Here is a 20,010-nt window from a genome sequence, read left to right on the forward strand (position 1 = left end):
TATATACACGAGTGCCATTAAAAGCACGACTTGGAATGCAATAGATACGTAGGGGGTTTTATATTTAGGATGAATCCTTGCAAATTGCACAAAGAATAATTTATCTTCTGCTATTGACATTAATACGAATCATTAGCGGTCTCCTATAAACAAAATAAACCTACCTCCAAATATATGCATCCTTACATGAGATAGGTTCCAAACCTTAAGCGAGCGTCCTTGCTCAAAGTAGGAGCTATGACATAAACTATATGTCCACAGCCTAAGAAAGATCAGAAAAGGAGCAGGAAATCCTGGATCTGTGAATGTGACAACATTATAAAGACTTGCTATGAAAAAGTCAAGGGAAAAGTTCACTCTATTGCCAAAGTGTGAAAAGGGAAGGATGAATTGAGAGTTCTAGCCTCAAATATGGTCTTGCGATTTACCCGAAAAGTCCGTTAATTTGCTGTCGCATAATGCCGTGCACAATGAAAAGTGATATGGGATCGTGGCTCTATCTCTAAATGCTTTCACAGTAATAAATATTCAATTATCAAAAGGTTTTTACGAAAAAGTGGTAACGTTTTGGTAACATTTTTTTATTCCAAAAACAAAAGCCTGAATAAATCAGGCCTAAGTTATTGTTTTTTAAAGTGGGCCCTACAGGACTCGAACCTGTGACCCGCTGATTATGAGTCAGCTGCTCTAACCAACTGAGCTAAGGGCCCATGAAAATTATGATTCCCGCTGAACTTGCGCCCATACGTTTTTAATGGGTAAGCATGCGGGAATGACAGATTGGATGTTAAATTGTCCATTGTCCATTGAAAAATTTGAACCCTCAATAATATGACATTTCGCATGGATTTGCAATGGTTTTTTGGGGGTTAATGTTGGAGATTATCATTCATTTTCCGTAACAATAAATTCTTTGCGTTTTAACTCCATTTCGATCTGTTTTAGATGATGGTATTGTTCATTCAGTTCGCGAAGTTCCTTGCCATCGCCGAGATGCAGCCGAATTGCTTCGCGCGCCGTTTGAATTTTTTGCTGTAAATTGCCAATTTTAATCAGCCGTATACAATCCGATGTCCACTGCTTCAAGGTTTCATTGGGTTCATCGTCTGCCTCTTTCATCATTACATTCACGATGAAATTCTGCATACCGGACGATTCCACAAAGTCAAGGACATGCTGCTGGTTGACTTTACCAGTCTTCACAAATTGTTCATAAATCTGTTCCAAAATAACCTGGTTTTGTTGATCTCGAATTTCAGTCACTTCCAAGCTTTGATAAACAGATGGAATAATGTGGGGATAACGAAGAAGGATCTCAAGCAAATCCCGTTCGGCATGCATTCGGCCACTGATGATTTCTTTGGGTTGGGGTTCGTCGCTTTCCAATTTGCGGACCTGGCGTCTTTTCTTGGCAACGGCTTTAAAGATGATGGTTTCGTTAACTCCCAATCGTTTGGCAACATCTTGAATGTATAAATTTTTGGCCACTTCATCTCTAATCTCAGCTATACTTTCGGCCAGTACGTAAACCAGTTCCGCTTTTCTTTGCGGTGTATTGGTTGGTTTAATGGAAGTAAACGCATAAATCTTGAAATCAATTAGCTCTTTTGCATGGTTTATTTTATTCCTGAGTGAATCGGCACCTTGGGTCTTAACAAAACTATCCGGATCTGTACCTTCCGGTAACTCTGCAACTTTAACATGTAATCCCTGGTGCATTAAAATATCTATACCACGCAAGGCGGCATTAGCGCCGGCTAAATCGCCATCATAAAGGATATTTACATTTGGTGTATGCCGTAAAAGCAATTGAGCTTGCTCCTGTGTCAAAGCCGTTCCTGATGTCGCCACCACGTTTTTGACCCCCGCCTGGACAAGGCCCAGCACATCTGCATAGCCCTCTACTAAAATTGCATTTTCATCTTTCCTGATCGCTTCCCGACTTTGGAACAGGCCAAATAGAATTTTGCTTTTCCGGTAAATTGCAGTTTCCGGTGAATTGATATACTTTGGCGCATCCGGTACATCTTTAAATATTCGTCCACCGAAGCCAACAACCAATCCGGATAAATTGTGGATAGGGAACATGATTCTATCCCGGAAGCGATCATAGTAGCCGCCGCGATTGTTCGGAACGATTAAGCCAACCGTTTTGAGCTGGTCGTTGGTGAACTCGAATTTCAAAGCTGCTTTAATCAAGTTGTCCCAGCCTTCAGGCGCATAGCCGACTTCAAATTGCTGCAAAACCGCTTCGTCGAAACTCCGATCTAACAAATAATTTTTGGCATCTTTGCCGGTCTCACTCCAAAGTTGATCCTGGTAATATTTTGCCGTGAATTTAGTCAAATCGTATAATGCCAGCATTTCTTTTTTGCTGGACTCGTCTTCGCTGCTTTCGGGAATTTCGATATTCATTTTTTGAGCCAGGAATCGCACGGAATCAGAAAAGGAGATATTTTCAATCTTCATAATGAACGAAATGGCGTTGCCGCCTTCGCCGCATCCGAAACAGTGGAAGATCTGTTTTTGCTGGTTTATCGAAAAGGATGGCGTTTTTTCTGTGTGAAAAGGACAGATACCAAAGTGATTTAGACCCCTCTTCTTTAAGCTGACATAACCGGATACGATTTCAGTGATGTCGGCGGAATTTCGGATGTCTTCGATGATGTTGGCTGGAATACGCAAGTTTTAGTAATTGTTCTTTTGAGCTTTATTTTATAGTAGATTATTAATTCAAAATTAATCGTATTGTATCAAATTGTGGAGTTTAGTAAGAACTCATTAATTTAGAATAATTCCCCTTGAACAGTGTCAAGTTAGTGGAATCTTAAATGTAATGTTACTTTGAGTTTTACATTAATTTGTTAGAATCCTGCCAATTAATTTTATAGCAAACCAATTTGCCTTTGCATTGAATTTATTGATATTAATAAAACTTCTTTAGGCTCACCTTTTGAAATTCTTTCTTTCAAATTATCTAAAAAATCGTTTAAAAGCCTTTCAATGCCTGCTTCGTGATATGCCTTAACAAATTCCGGATCTTTCTTTTGCTCATTAAATAATTTATCAAAATTAGTCATTTTATACCCGTTTTATATTGGTTTTTCAAATCCTTGGCTTTTTCAATCTCTTTTCGAGGAGTTTTTTGGCTTTTCTTAATAAACCCATGAGTTATTACAATCTTAGTTTCTATTTTATAGAAAACAATATTCTTGCAATCTTATTTTGCCAATGAAGTTCTAAGTTCAAAAATGCCATTTTTCAAATACTTTGATAAACTTTCTTTTATTGGTAAATTTTGATTTTTAAGTTCTATGAAATAATTGATTGTTTCAAAGATTCTCGCTCTTTTCCTTCCATGGAGCTCTTTTACCCATAACACAATAAAGTAGGAATTGTTAATAGTTTTACAACAGTTTTGTATGGTGTTAGGAAGCATCCAAAAATATAATGAAAATTTTAATAAATTATCCTTCCTTAACAATATAATTATTTTCGTTTGTGATTCTCAATCCTATTTCTTAAAATGAACAATGGTCACACCCACATCACCTTCGTTCCATGCGCCAGCATGATGATGATTAATTTTAGAGTGCATTTTGAGATAGGCTGTTACCTTTTTTCTTAAAGCGCCGGTTCCTTTGCCATGAATGATCCTAGCCTGTTCCAAACCCACCAGGTATGCCTGGTCCAGGTATTTTTCCAAAACCGGTTGTGCTTCGTCCATTGTCATACCGCGCAGGTCTACTTCCGTTCTAAGGCTCTCAACAAATTCTGTCGATGGAACATACAATTTTTTCTTACGATTGTCCTTTTTCCTGGTGATTTTTTTAAGAGATTTTTGCGGCAAACGGAGTTTGATATCTCCGGCTTCAAATAAGACCAGTCCTTTGGCATCAATTTCCGATAGGACACAACCTTTGACTTTCATCTCAAGCCATTCGGCTTCGTCACCTTTTTGGGGCAGCTCTATGATTTTGCTATCGGAATCGGCAATTTTCAATAACTGCTCATCGATTTCTTTTTTGATATCAGTAATACTCGAACGAGCTTTTTTTATGCTTTCTTTTTCTAATTTTGCTATATTTTGATAAAAATTACTGAAGTTGCTTCTTGATGCTCTCACCAAGGGACTAAAAACTTCAGCTAAAAACTTTTTTAAATCTGAAAATCTTCTATCCAATCTTTCAATCATAATTCTGTTTTTAACTTTTGTTTCTTTTTCTTGGGCAATTGATTCAATATTAATCGCCGCAAAGTTTAATCAATCCCTCAAGTTCAGTTCTTTTCAATTCATTTTCAGACAACACTTTGTGGTAATGATTCAATTTATGTTCCAGATCCAGAATGAATTTCTCCAGCTTGCCATGTTCTTTGCCAACTAAATCTCGTGCTCTGCGAATTGTGGTTTCGGGGATGCCAAATCGCGATGCAATTTCGAATGCATAACTGCTTCCCGGAATCCCCATCTGAAACTGGTAGGTCGGAGTTAGGGTTTTGTCGTCAAATGCCATTGAACCATTTTCCACACCCTCCATTTCAAAAGCGAACGATTTCAAGGCGCCCTGGTGAGTCGTTACAATGATCGTTACACCAACTTCCTTCATCAGTTCGAGGAATGCCATCGCCAGAGCCGATCCCTCAGCCGGGTCTGTCCCAGAGCCTATCTCATCAATTAAAACCAGGGAGCGGGAGGATGAATGATTAATGATATCCGTCAATCGTTCCACATGGGCGGAAAATGTAGACAAATCTTGTTCTATGGATTGGGAATCGCCAATATCTACAAAAATATGGTCGAACACAGGGAATTCGGATTTGCCATCAACAAAAACGGGAATACCGCTTTGGAACATCATGGATGACAATCCAATGGTTTTTAAGGCGACCGTTTTCCCACCTGCATTGGGTCCGGTAATAACCAATATTTTTTTGTTTGAATCCAACTCCAAATTTAGAGGTACTACTTTCTCTTTTTTGCCATGTTTAATAAGAAGTATGGGGTGATACCCATCAAAAATCTTTAACTCATTTGCATTTATTTTAGGGACAACCGCATTCCAGGTAACGCCAAACCTTGAAATAGCATAGAAAGCATCAAGTTCCGACAGTGCAGCTAAACTATCTTGAATAACCGGCAGTTGTTCTCTCAGCATGTTTGTCATTTGTAGCAGAAGTCTTTCAACCTCACGTCTTTCATCTATTTGAAGCTCACGAATTTGGTTATTCATGTCAAAAATTGCTGTAGGCTCGATGAACAAAGTGGCGCCGGAAGCAGACCGGTCATGGATAAATCCTTTGATTCTGCCTTTGCAATCGTCTCGTAACGGAATAACCAACCTGCCTTCTCTCAAGGTGATTAAGGATTCACGAAGGTAATCTTTATTCTTTGCTATTATATTAGATAATTTTCCCCGAACTTTTTCTTGCTCTCTTCGAATCGTTTTTCGCAGCCGGTTAAGTTCCGGAGAAGCATTATCCTTAATTTCTTTTAGTTCCCAATCAAAACTATCCTTAATTGGTTTTATTACGTTCGGCAAAGAAGCAATTGCAGAAAAAAATTCATATAATTTGGAATATTTCTCCTTGCGAGAATTGAAGTAACGGTTAATTTTGTGTGAAACTTCCAATGTTTGTCCGACAGCAACTAATTGTTCGATTGAAAGCGAACTGCCTGCCAGCGTAGCTTGTTCTAATTCTTTACGTATATCCTTCAACCCGTCGATTGGAAAAGGATCATCGAATTTGATCAGCCCCATCATTTCTTGAACCAGGTTTAATTTCTTGTGAATGACTTGTTCATCATTGTTCGGTTCAATGACTAAAACACGTTCTTGCCCCAAATTAGAAGTAGCATATGATGCGACTTTTTCAAGAATAACGTCGAATTCCAGAGATGTGCTTAGATAATTAAAATCAGGAGCCATTAGAATGGTTGTTGCTATTACTGGTTTGGGTCCGGAGATTGTTTTCTCAAAGTTTCCAACCATTTCAGCGCATCAATATTGATGTCACCCGAAATGTTGGTAAAACTTTGTCTTAATTCTTCGTAAAAATCTCCAGCAATGGGTAATGATTTTGTTAATAGATCGAATACGGCAGGCGCTATTTGTTTCGCCGGTTTAAACAATAAAGAGTCATTAAGTTCAGTTCGGAACTGGCCGCGAAAAGGAAACAAAGAGATCATTAGGACGATAATACTTACAATTATCGATCCTTTTAACAGACCAAGAATACCGCCGGCTATTCGATCGACCCAGCCCAGGGCTACCATGCTTAAAACTGAGCGTATGAGCTTCGCAGCCAAGATAAATCCCAAAAACACCACAAAGAAAATAATCACTGCAGTCAATAGAACTGCAGTTTGCGGGGAGAGTGCAAAAAAGCGTAGAAGAATTCTCGATAAATCATCCATGAATTGAACAGCCAAAATTAAAGCTACACTAAGGCCAATAAGTCCTGCTATTCCTCGTAAGAATCCACGACTAAATCCCCTCACAATAAAAATTAGTAATATAATGATGATGATTAAGTCGACTAAGTTCATTTGGTATATTCAATCATTGTAACTTTCAAGAAACTTGAAGTTTCTCATATAAAATTAGGTTCGTCGCTTTTACGAATCTCTGCCACTATTCAGCCATTAGCTATTTGCTGTTGGCCTTTAGTTTACTGATGAGATTGTTACTCATTTTTTGTTCACTATTTAACTGATCCATAATCACTTAACCATCTTTTGTTGGGATTAAAGATAGTTCTTCAATGATGACTAATTGAGTTTCCAATTCAAATGATGAACCTAAAGCAATTTCTAAAAACCGTTTGAAATCTATTTGACTGTTTCGGCTACAACCCTCGGCAATATTTGATGGTATAGATACAGCCGAACGACAGATTTGACTTCTTAACCCGTATTTCTCTTCAATCGGAAGCCATTCTGCCAATACCTTCTTGCCAAATATTCAGAGTCTTAAAATTTCTCACTAAATTTTACCAATCCCGAAGCGTCGGGACAATTGCCAATAGCTGAACAGCTACCAATCTTTTTATAAAACAACATTGCTATTAATTTGTATTTCAATTTATAATCAATTACAAATAAAAAAAGTGAAGTTGGCGATTTGCCTCATTCACTTAAAATTGTTTTTATTGTCTGATTTAGACAAATTTAGAACCTTATTGGATGAAGATCATGAACCATCCCTAAGATAATTTTTCTCTAACAAGCATTTGAACCTCTTTACCATCCACGCGTCCACGGTATTTATCCATCACTGATTTCATAACGAGTCCAATATCCTTAACAGTTGTGGCGTTCACTTGTGAAATGGCCTGGTTGACTGCTTCTGCAAGTTCGGAGTCGGAAAGTGGTTCCGGTAAATATTCCTTAATGATTTCTACTTCTTTGGCATCTTTTTTAAAAAGATCATCCCTACCGCCTTTTTTGTATAGCTCCATTGATTCCCGAAGCTTTTTTAAGTAAGAGTTTAATACCTGAATAGCATTTTCTTCACTAAGGGAATCTCCTGTCTCAATCTCTTTATATTTGAATTGAGATTTTAACATTCTTAAAACCCCAACCTTAGCTTTATCCCCAGCTTTAAGAGCGCTTATCATATCCTGGTTAATACGGTCCGGTAAGGACATTTTTTTCTACCCCAATATATTATTCACCATACAACAAAATTTTTCGTTGACGACGAATTGCAGCATTCAGTTTTCTCTTACGCCGGTCGCTGGGTTTTTCAAAATGCTGATGTTTCTTAATGTCAGACATTAACCCGGATTTTTCACAAGCCTTTTTAAATCTTCTGAATGCTCTCTCGAAATTTTCTCCATCACGAACTACTACTGCTGGCATTAAATTTTTCAACCTCCTTTCAGGGTCTTATTTTTTATCGGACACTTAAGATAACGGATTATTATTATGAAATCAAGAGTTTATTAAATGAAATAACCGGATATTTATTTAAATCCTGTTTCGTTCTCTAATCCTTAGAATTTGAGGTATTAGAAGATACTGTTCTATGAATTTTATTCCAAACCCAGTTAAAGGCCTTTAAAAATAAAAAGACAATCAAGATGGAAAATAGAGAAACAAAAAGAATAAGCTCAAAATTGACTTGACCTTCAAACAAAAGATCCGTTCCTTTCGCTAATGTATGTCCAACAGTTGCAAATACAATTATCCAAATTGTTACGCCTATCAAATTAAAAATGAAGTATCTTTTCCAGCCAATATTTGTAAGTCCTAAGAAGAATGGGACAAGAATTCTTAATCCATATAGAAATCGCATGATTAGAATCACATAAACATCATTGTTTTGAATCATGCGGATAATTTTTTCCATTCGCTTCGAAAGGAAGGTCGATTTTTGCAACCAATATTTACCCTTGGTTCTTGCAAGCAAGAAACACAATTGATCTCCGAGTAATGCAGAAAAGAATCCGATGAGGATTACAGGTGTGAGGCTCAAATAATTTTGATTTGCCATTACACTTGCAATGACCAGAGGAGTTTCTCCTTCGATGATTACCCCAAGAAATAATAACACATAGGCATATTCTAATATGAATTCTTCCAACTTCCTCAGCATCCCTTATTTCACATGAAACCATTACTCCACTTAGGATAGTATCGGATATATTTCGATTTTGTAAATCACAAAACTTAAATGGATTGATTGAAAAAATATTGTATTTGTCTAAGGTTTTAGTGAATAAAGTAAACTACACCTTCGTACAAATGGAATTGCGAAATGTGGCTGGCTCAGGTAAAGGGAAAACAAATCCTAATTAATCACCTCGAATTTCTAAACAAATCACAAATAACCAATTCTGACAAGTAAAAACCAATCCAAATTATTTTTGAAATATTTTCACTTCGTTGGATAATTTCAATCGGTTGAATTTGGAATTTAAATTTTGTTTCGAATTCCTGAACCCTTGAGCCTGTGGTCAGGGGCCGGCTCACAGAAACAGGTTTAGATTTTCGTTTTAGGATTTTGATCGTTAAACTATCGACAAGAAATTGTCGATGAAAAAGCTGTAATCGCTGCCCTTATCCCCTTGAAAGATTTACCCCGGTGGCCAACTCATCGGTCGCCCTCCTAATAAATGTAAATGAATGTGAAATACTGTTTGTCCTACACTTTTACCCGTGTTGATGACTAACCGATAACCGCTTTCACTAATATTTAACTCCCCGGCAATTACTTTTGCTCTGAGCATAAGTTCACCCAAAACCTGGCGATCATCTTCAACAGCTTCATTGATTGAAGACATATGCTTTCGAGGAATGATTAAAACATGGACTGGTGCGACTGGGTTGACATCGTGAAATGCGATTACTTCATCGTCCCGGTGAATGATGTTTCCTGGAATTTCCCCAGCGATGATTTTACAGAAAATACAATCTTCCATGATTTCTCCTGAAAAAATTATTCCAATTACAGAATTGTGGTTCACACCGAAATCTATAACTTTTAGAGATAAAATCAAGGTGAAATGCAGGGTATTACAATCCCAAGTAGAGTTACTATTCTTTGGGTTATTAATTGTAAACATGAGGCAATTTAACTAAACTTTCCCTCTCATTAATCGTAATTGATTTTTCACAGAAGAAAGCTCAATTTTAGTAAGTTTTCTTTATAATTTTTGTGAGGACATATGAATAGAAAAACACTAGAAAAATTTAGGCGCACTTTAAAAGACCAACGTCAAAATATTCTTGAATGGCTTGATAAAGATTCAAATCATTTGGCTCAACTTTTTGGCAAAGATAGGATTAACACAAAATTCCCGATTTCTCCAAAAAAATTACAAAAAATATCAGACATCAATAGTGCAATTGTTCAAATTGACAAAAGTAATTTCGGACAATGCAAACTCTGTACTGGCGAGGTTGAAACCGAGCGATTAGTGTTCAATTTTACCGAAGATATTTGCCTTGATCATTATACGGAATCTCAAAAACGCGACCTCGAAAATGACCCTGAATTAGCAGCTAAAGTACATCGGAATTTGTTGCCATCAACCGTACCGGTTATCCAGGGAATTGAAATTGCAGCCCATTCTGAGCCGGCCGGAATTATTGGTGAGGACTATTATGATTTTTTTTGTTTCCAAAATAATATGCAGGGTTTGGTTATTGCGGATGTTTTGGGCAAGGGGCTGCCTGCCAGCATGTTAATGTCAAATCTGCAGGCATCACTAAGAATACTTGGTCCTGAAAATGATGAAATAGAGAAAACAGCCACTCGGTTAATTCTGGTGATTTATTTTTACTATATACATATGGCTTGGTGGAAGCTAGAAATCAGGCAAAAGAAGAGTTCGGTGCAGATCGATTGGTTGAATATATAAAATCTCATTCTCGTGATTCAGCATCTGATTTCTTGGAAGGATTGAAAGTTAAAATCACTGATTTTTCTCGTCGTTTATATGATGATCTTACAATCTTAATCATAAAAATTAAATAGAATTGATGAAATCAGTGATTTAATTAACTGAATAATTTCAACCCTGATGGACTCTGAAAGTACAAATTGATCGATAAACTATAAGTCTCATTAAGTTTTCGTCAATTTAAATCGAACCACTATGGAAGTCCACACCTGAACGGGTACATCTCTCTGTTTTGCCGGGATCCATTTTAGCTTACTCACCGCATATTGAGCCGCATCTTCGAAGCCAACCTTCGTTTCCGAAGATTTCAAAATGATTGTTTTAACGCAATTCCCTTTTTCATCGACAAGTATACCAACAACAACCCGGCTTTCTACACCTGCCTGGCGTGCAATTTCAGGATATTGAATATATTTTTGTAAACTAGCCAGACCACCAATCGGTTCTGGTGGACTATCGAACGGAATGAAACGATAACCATCTTCTGTTGATTCACTGGGAGGGGGAGGAGCCGGTGGTAATTCATCAAAAACAAGTTCAGTTTCTGCAATGGTAAGATCTTCGGGAATTTCATCATCATCAATGGGAATTGGCATTGCCGGACGCGGCGGTGGTTGTACACGGCTTAACTGCTGCGTTCGGGGTGTAATATCTTCAGCAATTAAGTCGATTTGTTCGGCATCCGGCACTCCGGAGCCCAATTGCATTTTTTTTGGAATAGCTTGAAAAAGGACCACAAAAACCAGGAGGCTGATCATAAAAGTGAATTTTAAGGATTTACGATAAGTTCTGTTTATTTCTATTACCGGAGTTTTTAATGAGGTCATTGGAGAAATAAATTTTTTTACTAAAAACCGTTTTCTCGGAAAAGTTTTAAGTCCGCTCATTTTGTCACCTTCTTAGTTTTTCATTAAATCATAATGTGCTTTATTTATGGACTTAGTTACGATTATATATTCAATTTTGTTTTATAGAATGGAAAAAGAATGGAACTTTGGTTGGCTAAGTTCAAGCCCAAAAAGAAGCCAGTTAAAAAAAAACTACAATCGGAAAAAAATTAGTAACCTTTCTGAAGATCAAGGCGTCTTATCTATTAAACAACAAAGAATTTTCAGAAAGTAATAGAAAAATGAAGAAGATAAAAGAAGACAAAATCTCAATCAACAAATTCAATTCTGTAACTGATTTAAAAGACGAAATACGAAGAATTATTCAAATACGAAAAGATTCACATTGGTCCTTCAGCAATATCCAAAGTAAAGGATCTAATATCTCCTTAACGTTTGTTTGCCCTTGCACTCAGTAATACAATTAGAATCATTGCAGCCTTTTATTCGAACCTCATTTCAAACAAAAAAAAGCTGACAAGTTGAATGCTTGTCAGCTTTTTTATTTTACAAAACTTTTGATTAAGAGTTATTCCATCATCTTTTTCCATTCCGCTATGGCTTCTTCATTGAATTTGACGAATTGCTCATTTTCTACTTCTTTGGCTTTTTTCATGGATAATTCTGCCGTTTTTATTGCACCTTTGTAATCTTTTAAATCAGCCTGAATTTGAGATTTTGTTCGTAAGACAAAAAACGGACCGCCATTTAATTCTATTGCCTTATTGATCCATTCTAGAGATTTGTTTAGATCTTTACCATTATTGAAGTAGTAGCCTGCTGCTTGTTGATATAATTGGGCATTCCTCGATTGCATATCTTCCATTGCTTCATCAATATCAGCCATAATCTTGGTATCAATGTCAAATTCCATTTTGAATTCTACAACAGTGTTTTCCCAGGCCATACATACATTAGCAGAATTTGATTTGAGATCGGTAATACTTATAGTAAATGATTCAGCTGTTTCAGAGGTGGTTTTAGAACTTATAACAAAACGAGTAACATCATTGGCTTCACCAGGATAACTTGCACCGCCTGTCAAATTATCACTAAGGATGATCGTCCATTCCTTTTCAGTCGGGATTGTAAAAATTGCATATTCACCAGCTGCAACTTTATTGCCATTCAGCATGACATCTTCAGAAAACGATATTTTAGTAGATGCATTAGCTCCCGTCCGCCACACTTCATTAAAAGGCACTAACCCACCCATTATCTTCCTCCCACGAATACTGGGACGAGAATAGTCGATTGTCACATCAGCTATTCCAACAACCTGTGTTATTGTCTGCCTGGGGCTTAAAATGGGTGTTCTTAATTGGGCCATTACCGTGCTTTCCAGTAAAGTCCCGATCAACAAACTCATAGCAAGAATGAACATCGGTCTTTTCATAGACACCTCCAAAATTAATAAATAAATGAATAGTTAGTTTTTAATTGAATCCGGACTACACATATAGGGTTTAATTAGATTATGAAACTTTCTCAAAAAAAACAAATAAACATTACCAATTGCATTATAATAATTTAAATGCTTAATTTCAGCTATCAAGTTTGTTGTGTTTTTAATGAAAAAAGATTTTGGACAAATATAAGAGGAAGAGATGGATATTCCTAAAAAAGTAGCGATTCTAATTTATGATGAAGTTGAAGTTCTCGATTTTTGTGGGCCTTTTGAGGTCTTTTCGGTTTGTGGCAGGCGCGACCAATCCAATCCATTCAACGTTTATACCGTTGCTGAAAAATCAGGTCCGGTTTTGGCCAGAAATCAATTGAGCGTCAATCCAAAATATTCGATAACAGATTGTCTACAACCAGACATTCTGGTTATACCGGGCGGATTTGGTGCCCGGCGTGAAATGAATAATCAAAACCTGGTTGAATGGATAAAAAAATGTAATGAAAAGGCAGAGTTGATCCTTTCGGTTTGTACTGGCGCCCTTCTGTTAGCAAAAGCCGGGCTCCTTGAAGGATTGTCAGCCACTACGCATCATGGCGCGTTCGAGTTGTTGGAGGAAATCGCTCCGAATACTAGAGTAAAGAGGGGAGAACGCATTGTAGATAATGGCAGGATTATATTGTCGGCCGGTGTAGCAGCAGGAATTGATATGTCATTTTACGTTATTTCCAAACTATTGGGAGAAGAGCAAGCTTTGGAAACTGCGCAATATATCGAATATCCTTGGATGCCGAATTCATAATTAGTTCAAAATGGCTATTTGTCCATACTGATAAAAAAAGACCCCGGTTCTATGAAGTTTTCCGGGGTCCAAATTTCTAAAACGAAGATATCATCCAATTTACCACTCCAAAGTACTGGCCTCTCCGATCAGCTGTTTCAGCCTGTTATCCACGATCAAATCTTTGTTCTTTTTACGCAGTCGGAGATTCTCGTGAAGCGCCGATAACTTCTCCTCCAGCTTGACAACCTCCCGTTTACGTTCTTTTTCACGGAAATCAAAAAGTTGTGCGAGATTGGTTCTCAATTCCTTTTTTATGTTGGAATTGCTTTTGTTTCCAGGTATAGACTTATATTCCTTGATCAATTTTTTAACTTGCACTTCTAGTCCATATGTATCAAACAGCAGGTTATAATACTCTTTATCGGATCCTGCTCTTCTTTGAATCGACCACTTTTTTTGGATTGCAAAAACGATCTGTCTTTTATAACCATCAGGATCATCAGATTTCATTGCGAGTACTTCTTCATAGTAGTCTGGTGCATGTTCTTGTAAAAATTCCAGGCCATCCTGTTCTGTTTTTTCTCCAAATTCCGCATACACTGCTAAGGCTTGTTCATATTGTATTTGCTTTTCTTGCAGTTGCATCAACATCGCTTTTTGACGAAAGGCTTCTTCTGAATTTGCATTTTGTTGCATTTCGGTTTGTAAGTTCATCTTTTGCAATTTTAATAAGCTCAACTTTTTGGTGTAGTCCGAAACGAACTTTTCTCGATAGTTTATAAACGTTTCTTTTTTGAACTGCTTTTTTGCTTCTTCAGATTCTTTTTTCTTTTCTTCCTGGCCATGAAGCATCGGAACCCAAACAGTTAAAATACTGATCACGACAAAAATAATTATTCTTCTCATTTTTTAATCCTTTCATTGATTAAGAATGAATAGAGAGTCGAACAACGAACTTTCCAGCTTTGACAGATGTAATTTCGCATCGAGCAATGCATTATTAGTATTTTGGGAAAATACTACATTACTCTGCGATTCTTCGAACCAGGCGTTTCCTGTAAGTAAGACTGAGGCTAATTCAATTTCGTAGCTTATGGTGTGAAATTCTGTGGCTTCCCAATCGAGATTTGTGGGTTGCTTAGGTTCGTAGAGCTGAAATAGAGCAATAGTCAATACTGCAGCCGCTAATAATCCGAATCCCAGGCGCCTGGCAACTGTCGGTTTCCTGAGCGGTGGATTACCTGCAGTCTTTGTTATTGCTTCTGCAATTTTCTCAACATATTCATCCGGCAAACGCAACCCTTGTCTTGGACCGGATAATTCCAGAACCATTGAAATTTCCTGCATCTCTTCCGTCGATATTTTAGATTTGCGATCTGGTTTTGTTCCCTCCTTTTCCGGAATGGATCTTTCCAGAATTTGGAGGATTCGGCGGCCTCGGAATAAATCATTGTCTTGATTATCAGGCTTCATAATTTACCTTTAATATTGTTCTTAATTTTTTAACCGCGTAATGCATATGGCTTAAAACCGAATTCAGCGGTTCATTCATAATTCCGGCGATTTCTTTGTATGGCAGCTCGGCTTGTTGCCGCAGAAGAAAAACCCTGCGTTGTTTTTCCGGTAATAATTTCACAGCTTCCTCGATTTGGTTACGAAGTTCATTGGTTTGTAATTGCTCCTCCGGATTGTCATCACCTGGGTATTCCAAATGTTCTACTGATGCCACAGCCATTCGAACCGATCCCGACCGTAACGCATCGATACGAACCCGATCTGCAATTGTAAAGACCCAGGCTGCAAAACTGCGATTGACATCAAATTTATGAAACGATTGCCAGACACGTAAGAAAGTCTCCTGAAATAAATCCTGAACAATTTCCCGTCTGCCGAAAGTACGGTAAAAATATCCGTAAACCCGGGAATTGTAGAGATGCAGCAATTGGCCAAATGCTGACTTATCGCCATGCTTGATTTTCTTGATGAGCATATATTCGAACTCTGGTGATTTTTCTTTCATTACTGTTGTATACGGATGAGTATGGATTTTATTGTAAGCAAAGTTTGAATTTTTGCAGAATAGCTAGGTGTTGAAGTTATCGGAAATGGTTTATCCGCCTATGTATTTTTCTTTTCTGGTTCAATAGTCCAAGAAAACAATGGCAAGGCATAAAGGTAGATTTTTTAATCAAATAAAATATGATATAATAATAAATATTTTTAAATTTTAACCTATATTTTCTTCACAAAAATAGTTTCATTCAATTCATGATAAGCATCAATGAACAGCAGTTCCTGGAAACGCTTAGCACGCAATCCAAATTTGGGCGATTGCCGCCGGAAGAAGGTGGAGGCTTAAACAGGCCATCGTTATCCATTGGCAACCGAGAGGTATGTGATTATTTTTGCAGACAGGCTGAAGCGGCATCTCTTGATGTTGCCTTTGATGGTGCTGCCAACCTGTCAGCCAAACTGAAAAGCGCAAATCCTGATGCTCGAACGATAATTCTCGGATCTCATTTGGACAGTGTTCCTAATGGTGGGTCACTTGATGGCAGTCTGGGAGTGTTTGCCGCTTTAGAGGTGTTACGGACTATCACTGGAAACAAAATTGAATTACCTGTTCATCTTGAAGCCCTTTCTTTCACTGACGAAGAAGGTCGATGGAGTGATTTATTCGGTAGTCGGGCTTTAGCGGGAAAACATACCGTTTCGACAGTTGAAGCCTGCCTGGCGCAAGCCGCTCAATTCCCCGAAGATCTGGCTGCAATGCGCAAGATTGTGCCAGGTGGATTGACACCACAAGCAGTGCTGACTGCCAAGCGACCACCAGGGTCCATTGCAGGTTTTCTTGAATTGCATATTGAACAAGGTCCCCAATTAGAACATGCCGGCATCCCCATTGGCGTGGTCGATTCCATTTTTGGACGGAGATCTTTAGCCATACAATTCTTTGGCCGCAGTGATCATGCCGGAACCACACCCATGCATTTACGTGCGGACTCTCTCGTTGCAGCTGCTGAATTCATTATCCAGGCGCCGCAAATAATCAAAAAGCAATTTCCAAACTGCGTTTTAACTTGTGGAAATGTGATTGCGAAACCTGGAGCATATAATGTAATACCGGAAGAGACGACAGTATGGGTTGAATTTCGAGCCTCTACACAGGCAAAACTGAAACATATAAACGAGATGGTTACTGATCTTGTGAAAAGGATAACTGCTACTCCTGAAATTTCTTTCTCTATAAAAAAACATGATTACCAGGAGCCTGTTGCAATGGATAACGCAGTGCAAGCCATAGTCAATGAAACTTGTAAAAAACTGGGTTATCCTTGTATGACTCTGTCTTCAGGTGCGCTGCATGATGCAGTCTTGATGTCAACTGTTGCGCCTACCGGATTAATTTTTGTTCCTTCCAAAGATGGGCGAAGCCACTGTCCTGATGAAGACACGGGTACCCAAGATTTAATCGCCGGAGCTAATGTGTTATTGCATTCGACATTGGCTCTTGCGCTTGGAAAGTAAAGGTGGTGTGTCTTCTTTCCCCTCAATTAAGCTCAATATCAAACTTCATTTTGGCATCTTGATATAGTTTTTTGATTTGTCAACGATTGCAGTGGCATATTCATTTTTGCCGGATAAATAATCTTTCATCAATTTGAAGAAAACACCGCTCAGAACCAAAATAGCCACCAGGTTTGGAATTGCGATTACTCCAACAGAAATATTCGCCAAAACCCAGAGTTGATCGACATTTGCAACTCCCGCAAAAAGAACTCCCGGTATAAAATAGAGCCATTTTAAATACTTGATCGCATTCTTGCCAAACAGATTATTAATCGAGGTTTCATAATAAATAAAGAAACCAATTTGAGTGGATAAGCAAAAAGTCAGGATCACAATTGAAACAATCAGGCTGGCCAGGCTATCCGGAAAAACCGATGCAAAAGCAGTCAAGACTAAATCGATACCTGTTTCTCCACCTGCAAGAGCTCCGGTTGACAAAATGGCAAATGATGTGATCGTGCAGATGATGATGGTATCGACGAAAACCTCAAATGCCCCCCAGATTCCCTGCTGAAAAGGATGGCTTGTATCGGCTGTTGCATGCACCATGGGTGCGGTACCCAAGCCGGCTTCGTTGGATAACATGCCTCGGGCCATTCCTTGTTTAATGGCCGCGGCAACAGCGATACCACTGGCTCCACCGATGGCCGGCGCCGGAGCGAAGGCATATTTGAATATCATAGAAAAGACAGAGGGAATTTCTGTATAATTAACCACAAATATGGTTAATCCGGCCAGGATATAAATAACCGACATGAATGGCACCATTCTTTCGGAAAATTGTCCGATCCTTTTGATCCCGCCGATAACTACATAGGCCGTTGTTATGGCCATCAGAGCCGTTACGATGTAAGGATTAAATTGATAACTGGAAAGAAAAGCTCTGCCTACAGTGTGAGCCTGTAGAAGAGATGAACTAAAAACAGCATTGATCAACATTCCAGCGCTGAAAGTATAAGCAAGAAACTTCCAACCTAGGCCCTTATTAATGTAGTGTGTCGGACCGCCATACGGGCGTCCGTCTTTGTTAAGCTCTCTGTAATGTACCGCCAGAGTGATCTCTACGGTCTTGGTCATCATACCAAAAAATGCAAGAGCCCACATCCAAAAAATAGCGCCCGGGCCACCAACGGATAGCGCTGTTGCAACCCCGGCCATATTTCCCATACCAACAACAACCGTCCCGGCCAGTGAGGTCGCCGTTGCCTGGAATGGAGTCATTTTTTGCTGAGCTTCATCTTCCGGTTTTTTAAACATTATACCAAAGGTGTTCCGTATGATATATGAGAATTTGAAAAATTGGAAGAAACGTGACTTCATGGTTAGATAAATCGCAACAGCAGCAATAAAAATCATCGTCCAGGGTCCCCAAAGGACTTTATCGAAATCAGTTAAAATCTTGAGGATTGTTTCAATCATGATTGACTATTTCTCCGGTCAAAATATTTTATCAAAAACATCAATCAAGCGGTCGACCTCTTCTGTAGTGTTATAATGTGCCATACTCACACGCACGACGCCGCTATTTTCAGCTAACCCCAAATCCTTAATGAAACGTTTGGAATGAAAATCACCATAACGAATTCCGATATTGTGTTTGTCTACTTCCGGTGGTATTGAGGCGCTATTCATTTTATCAACAGTGAATGAAATCGTTGGTACCCGTACCTGGCTGTCGGCTGTTTGGTGGCCAACCAAATGAACATTGGGTGTGGAGTTTAAATAATCGAGAAGACGAGCGCCTATGAATTCTTCATATTCGGTTATTAGCTCAAATGTATAGGTAATTCGTTTGCTCAAATCATCCAAGATTTGGCGGTTGCTCTGCAGCACAGCCAATTCGTCTAAGTAATCTATCAACCCCAACATGCCATAACTGAGCTCATAATTTACACTTCCCGGTTGAAATTTATAAGGGATATTGGTGGAATCCACAAAGTAATGGTTAAACCCGGGAAGTTCCAGAAGAAGCTCCTGCTTGCCAAACATCACCGCATGATGGGGACCAAAAACCTTATAGCAACTGAAGGCATAAAAATCGACATTGAGCGCCTGCACATCAATTTTTCGGTGTGGCGCATAAGCAACACCATCGACACAGATGAGCGCTCCATGATCATGAACAAATTCTGTGATATTTTTGATAGGATTGATGGTGCCGAGAATATTTGAAACATGGGTCATGGCAACCAGGCGGGTTCGCTTATTCATTAAGGGTGCCAGATCATCCAGGTGTAATTCCAGGCTTTCAGGATTAATTTGCCAAAATTTGATTTTTATCCCTTGTTTTTCCAGATCTACCCAGGGTCCGATATTGGCTTCGTGATCACAATTCGTAACGATTATTTCATCACCAGGCTTGAACCAGTTGCCCAAACATATAGATAGAATCCGGATCAGCATAGTGGTGGACGACCCCATGATTACTTCAGACGGATTTTTGGCATTAATAAAAGCAGCCATCGCCCGGTTTGCTTCAGCAAGACGTTCTTGCGCCAATTGAGATATGGAGTATGAAGCGCCATGCTGGACATTCGAAGTCAACAAATATTTATTGATTCGATCTACAACAGGCTGCAGGATTTGCGATCCGCCAGCATTATCAAAAAATACCCAATCTCCCGAAAGTGCCGGGAAATGTTGCCGAACCCATTCAATATTTAAACTCATGGAATCACCAAGTTATAGAAATATTAGGTTAATAATTTATCTGTATAATTCAAAATTGTCGGTAAAGTCATCCGTCGGTACTGTCATCCAGAGGGGATCTATTTGACCCTTTATTCTATACTTGCTAATAATCTTTTTCAATCAAATCTAACAAGATCCCGAAACGCAGGCTGTCGCAGAATGCGCAATATCATTAAAATGTCATTCTGAGCGCCAGCGAAGAATCTTGTTGGTACAGCCCTTAATAACTTGATTATACTAGAGTTACAACGAGTTTCAAACAAGATCCT

At 38.6% G+C, this 20,010-nt stretch carries 20 protein-coding genes, 1 tRNA gene and 1 pseudogene; 3 read left to right on the plus strand and 19 right to left on the minus strand.

The genetic code is table 11. The features are described from left to right. Nucleotides 1-636: 636 nt before the first annotated feature. The 12 genes and pseudogenes from IIC38_14690 to IIC38_14745 form a co-directional block, all read right to left on the minus strand. Nucleotides 637-710, minus strand: a tRNA-Ile gene (locus tag IIC38_14690). A gap of 175 nt (nucleotides 711-885) precedes the next feature. Beyond that, nucleotides 886-2,685 carry a DNA primase gene (locus IIC38_14695; GenBank protein MCH8127182.1) on the minus strand — a complete coding sequence of 600 codons (1,800 nt, stop codon included), beginning with the start codon at nucleotides 2,683-2,685 and terminating at the stop codon, nucleotides 886-888. A gap of 200 nt (nucleotides 2,686-2,885) precedes the next feature. Continuing rightward, on the minus strand, nucleotides 2,886-3,080 hold the full coding sequence (locus tag IIC38_14700; protein ID MCH8127183.1) for a hypothetical protein: 195 nt from the start codon (nucleotides 3,078-3,080) through the stop codon (nucleotides 2,886-2,888). Then, on the minus strand, nucleotides 3,077-3,208 hold the full coding sequence (locus IIC38_14705) for a type II toxin-antitoxin system RelE/ParE family toxin (GenBank protein MCH8127184.1): 132 nt from the start codon (nucleotides 3,206-3,208) through the stop codon (nucleotides 3,077-3,079). The genes IIC38_14700 and IIC38_14705 overlap by 4 nt, the downstream gene beginning before the upstream one ends. Nucleotides 3,209-3,514: 306 nt before the next feature. Continuing rightward, a complete protein-coding gene (locus IIC38_14710; GenBank protein MCH8127185.1) occupies nucleotides 3,515-4,195 on the minus strand; it encodes a Smr/MutS family protein in 681 nt (226 codons plus the stop codon). 49 nt (nucleotides 4,196-4,244) lie between these two features. Further along, entirely contained in the window at nucleotides 4,245-5,990 is a 1,746-nt protein-coding gene (locus tag IIC38_14715; protein ID MCH8127186.1) for a hypothetical protein, read from the minus strand. After that, complete coding sequence (locus IIC38_14720; GenBank protein MCH8127187.1) at nucleotides 5,945-6,547, minus strand: CvpA family protein; 603 nt, start codon at nucleotides 6,545-6,547, stop codon at nucleotides 5,945-5,947. Before IIC38_14720 ends, IIC38_14715 begins: the two co-directional genes overlap by 46 nt. 178 nt (nucleotides 6,548-6,725) lie before the next feature. Then, a pseudogene (locus IIC38_14725) lies at nucleotides 6,726-6,984 on the minus strand (four helix bundle protein). A 219-nt stretch (nucleotides 6,985-7,203) separates the two neighbouring features. Next, the gene (locus IIC38_14730; GenBank protein MCH8127188.1) at nucleotides 7,204-7,647 is read right to left on the minus strand and encodes a GatB/YqeY domain-containing protein; all 444 of its coding nucleotides are present in this window, start codon (nucleotides 7,645-7,647) and stop codon (nucleotides 7,204-7,206) included. 19 nt (nucleotides 7,648-7,666) lie between these two features. Then, nucleotides 7,667-7,861 carry a 30S ribosomal protein S21 gene (gene rpsU, locus IIC38_14735; GenBank protein MCH8127189.1) on the minus strand — a complete coding sequence of 65 codons (195 nt, stop codon included), beginning with the start codon at nucleotides 7,859-7,861 and terminating at the stop codon, nucleotides 7,667-7,669. 127 nt (nucleotides 7,862-7,988) lie between these two features. Then, entirely contained in the window at nucleotides 7,989-8,597 is a 609-nt protein-coding gene (locus IIC38_14740; protein MCH8127190.1) for a DedA family protein, read from the minus strand. Nucleotides 8,598-9,078: 481 nt separating this feature from the next. Continuing rightward, the gene (locus IIC38_14745) at nucleotides 9,079-9,423 is read right to left on the minus strand and encodes a histidine triad nucleotide-binding protein (protein ID MCH8127191.1); all 345 of its coding nucleotides are present in this window, start codon (nucleotides 9,421-9,423) and stop codon (nucleotides 9,079-9,081) included. Between the two features lie 246 nt (nucleotides 9,424-9,669). Here IIC38_14745 and IIC38_14750 point away from each other — a divergent pair, with 246 nt between their 5' ends. Next, nucleotides 9,670-10,365: a SpoIIE family protein phosphatase gene (locus tag IIC38_14750; protein MCH8127192.1), complete on the plus strand. Its 696-nt coding sequence runs from the start codon at nucleotides 9,670-9,672 to the stop codon at nucleotides 10,363-10,365. Between the two features lie 206 nt (nucleotides 10,366-10,571). On the opposite strand, the gene IIC38_14755 is transcribed toward IIC38_14750, so the two are convergent. Both IIC38_14755 and IIC38_14760 read right to left on the minus strand, forming a co-directional pair. Further along, entirely contained in the window at nucleotides 10,572-11,294 is a 723-nt protein-coding gene (locus tag IIC38_14755; GenBank protein MCH8127193.1) for an energy transducer TonB, read from the minus strand. A 529-nt stretch (nucleotides 11,295-11,823) separates the two neighbouring features. Continuing rightward, on the minus strand, nucleotides 11,824-12,690 hold the full coding sequence (locus IIC38_14760; protein MCH8127194.1) for a DUF2911 domain-containing protein: 867 nt from the start codon (nucleotides 12,688-12,690) through the stop codon (nucleotides 11,824-11,826). Between the two features lie 211 nt (nucleotides 12,691-12,901). On the opposite strand from IIC38_14760, the gene IIC38_14765 reads away from it, so the two are divergent. Beyond that, nucleotides 12,902-13,498, plus strand: a complete 597-nt coding sequence (locus tag IIC38_14765; protein MCH8127195.1) for a DJ-1/PfpI family protein — start codon at nucleotides 12,902-12,904, stop codon at nucleotides 13,496-13,498. A 99-nt stretch (nucleotides 13,499-13,597) separates the two neighbouring features. Here the strand turns inward: IIC38_14765 and IIC38_14770 are convergent, their stop codons facing one another. Genes IIC38_14770 through IIC38_14780 form a run of 3 tightly spaced genes read right to left on the minus strand, consistent with a single transcriptional unit; the run spans nucleotide 13,598 to nucleotide 15,500 of the window. Then, entirely contained in the window at nucleotides 13,598-14,386 is a 789-nt protein-coding gene (locus IIC38_14770) for a hypothetical protein (protein ID MCH8127196.1), read from the minus strand. Between the two features lie 12 nt (nucleotides 14,387-14,398). Then, nucleotides 14,399-14,953: a hypothetical protein gene (locus IIC38_14775; protein MCH8127197.1), complete on the minus strand. Its 555-nt coding sequence runs from the start codon at nucleotides 14,951-14,953 to the stop codon at nucleotides 14,399-14,401. Continuing rightward, nucleotides 14,943-15,500 carry an RNA polymerase sigma factor gene (locus IIC38_14780; protein ID MCH8127198.1) on the minus strand — a complete coding sequence of 186 codons (558 nt, stop codon included), beginning with the start codon at nucleotides 15,498-15,500 and terminating at the stop codon, nucleotides 14,943-14,945. The genes IIC38_14775 and IIC38_14780 overlap by 11 nt, the downstream gene beginning before the upstream one ends. A gap of 248 nt (nucleotides 15,501-15,748) precedes the next feature. Here IIC38_14780 and IIC38_14785 point away from each other — a divergent pair, with 248 nt between their 5' ends. Continuing rightward, nucleotides 15,749-17,008, plus strand: a complete 1,260-nt coding sequence (locus IIC38_14785) for a Zn-dependent hydrolase (GenBank protein ID MCH8127199.1) — start codon at nucleotides 15,749-15,751, stop codon at nucleotides 17,006-17,008. A 45-nt stretch (nucleotides 17,009-17,053) separates the two neighbouring features. Here IIC38_14785 and IIC38_14790 read toward each other — a convergent pair whose 3' ends face one another. Beyond that, entirely contained in the window at nucleotides 17,054-18,469 is a 1,416-nt protein-coding gene (locus tag IIC38_14790; protein MCH8127200.1) for a sodium:alanine symporter family protein, read from the minus strand. Nucleotides 18,470-18,487: 18 nt separating this feature from the next. After that, nucleotides 18,488-19,720 (minus strand): cysteine desulfurase-like protein, encoded by a 1,233-nt coding sequence (locus IIC38_14795; protein MCH8127201.1) that lies wholly within the window; start codon nucleotides 19,718-19,720, stop codon nucleotides 18,488-18,490. Nucleotides 19,721-20,010 lie beyond the last annotated feature (290 nt).

This window comes from candidate division KSB1 bacterium, from assembly GCA_022566355.1.
Classification (GTDB): Bacteria; Zhuqueibacterota; JdFR-76; order JdFR-76; family DREG01; genus JADFJB01.

Coding starts and splice junctions, on each gene's coding strand:
- IIC38_14700 (MCH8127183.1), bottom strand. CDS start 3,080: ATGACTAATTTTGATAAATTATTTAATGAGCAAAAGAAAGATCCGGAA.
- IIC38_14710 (MCH8127185.1), bottom strand. CDS start 4,195: ATGATTGAAAGATTGGATAGAAGATTTTCAGATTTAAAAAAGTTTTTA.
- IIC38_14715 (MCH8127186.1), bottom strand. CDS start 5,990: ATGGTTGGAAACTTTGAGAAAACAATCTCCGGACCCAAACCAGTAATA.
- IIC38_14720 (MCH8127187.1), bottom strand. CDS start 6,547: ATGAACTTAGTCGACTTAATCATCATCATTATATTACTAATTTTTATT.
- IIC38_14730 (MCH8127188.1), bottom strand. CDS start 7,647: ATGTCCTTACCGGACCGTATTAACCAGGATATGATAAGCGCTCTTAAA.
- rpsU (MCH8127189.1), bottom strand. CDS start 7,861: ATGCCAGCAGTAGTAGTTCGTGATGGAGAAAATTTCGAGAGAGCATTC.
- IIC38_14740 (MCH8127190.1), bottom strand. CDS start 8,597: ATGCTGAGGAAGTTGGAAGAATTCATATTAGAATATGCCTATGTGTTA.
- IIC38_14745 (MCH8127191.1), bottom strand. CDS start 9,423: ATGGAAGATTGTATTTTCTGTAAAATCATCGCTGGGGAAATTCCAGGA.
- IIC38_14750 (MCH8127192.1), top strand. CDS start 9,670: ATGAATAGAAAAACACTAGAAAAATTTAGGCGCACTTTAAAAGACCAA.
- IIC38_14755 (MCH8127193.1), bottom strand. CDS start 11,294: ATGAGCGGACTTAAAACTTTTCCGAGAAAACGGTTTTTAGTAAAAAAA.
- IIC38_14760 (MCH8127194.1), bottom strand. CDS start 12,690: ATGAAAAGACCGATGTTCATTCTTGCTATGAGTTTGTTGATCGGGACT.
- IIC38_14765 (MCH8127195.1), top strand. CDS start 12,902: ATGGATATTCCTAAAAAAGTAGCGATTCTAATTTATGATGAAGTTGAA.
- IIC38_14770 (MCH8127196.1), bottom strand. CDS start 14,386: ATGAGAAGAATAATTATTTTTGTCGTGATCAGTATTTTAACTGTTTGG.
- IIC38_14775 (MCH8127197.1), bottom strand. CDS start 14,953: ATGAAGCCTGATAATCAAGACAATGATTTATTCCGAGGCCGCCGAATC.
- IIC38_14780 (MCH8127198.1), bottom strand. CDS start 15,500: ATGAAAGAAAAATCACCAGAGTTCGAATATATGCTCATCAAGAAAATC.
- IIC38_14785 (MCH8127199.1), top strand. CDS start 15,749: ATGATAAGCATCAATGAACAGCAGTTCCTGGAAACGCTTAGCACGCAA.
- IIC38_14790 (MCH8127200.1), bottom strand. CDS start 18,469: ATGATTGAAACAATCCTCAAGATTTTAACTGATTTCGATAAAGTCCTT.
- IIC38_14795 (MCH8127201.1), bottom strand. CDS start 19,720: ATGAGTTTAAATATTGAATGGGTTCGGCAACATTTCCCGGCACTTTCG.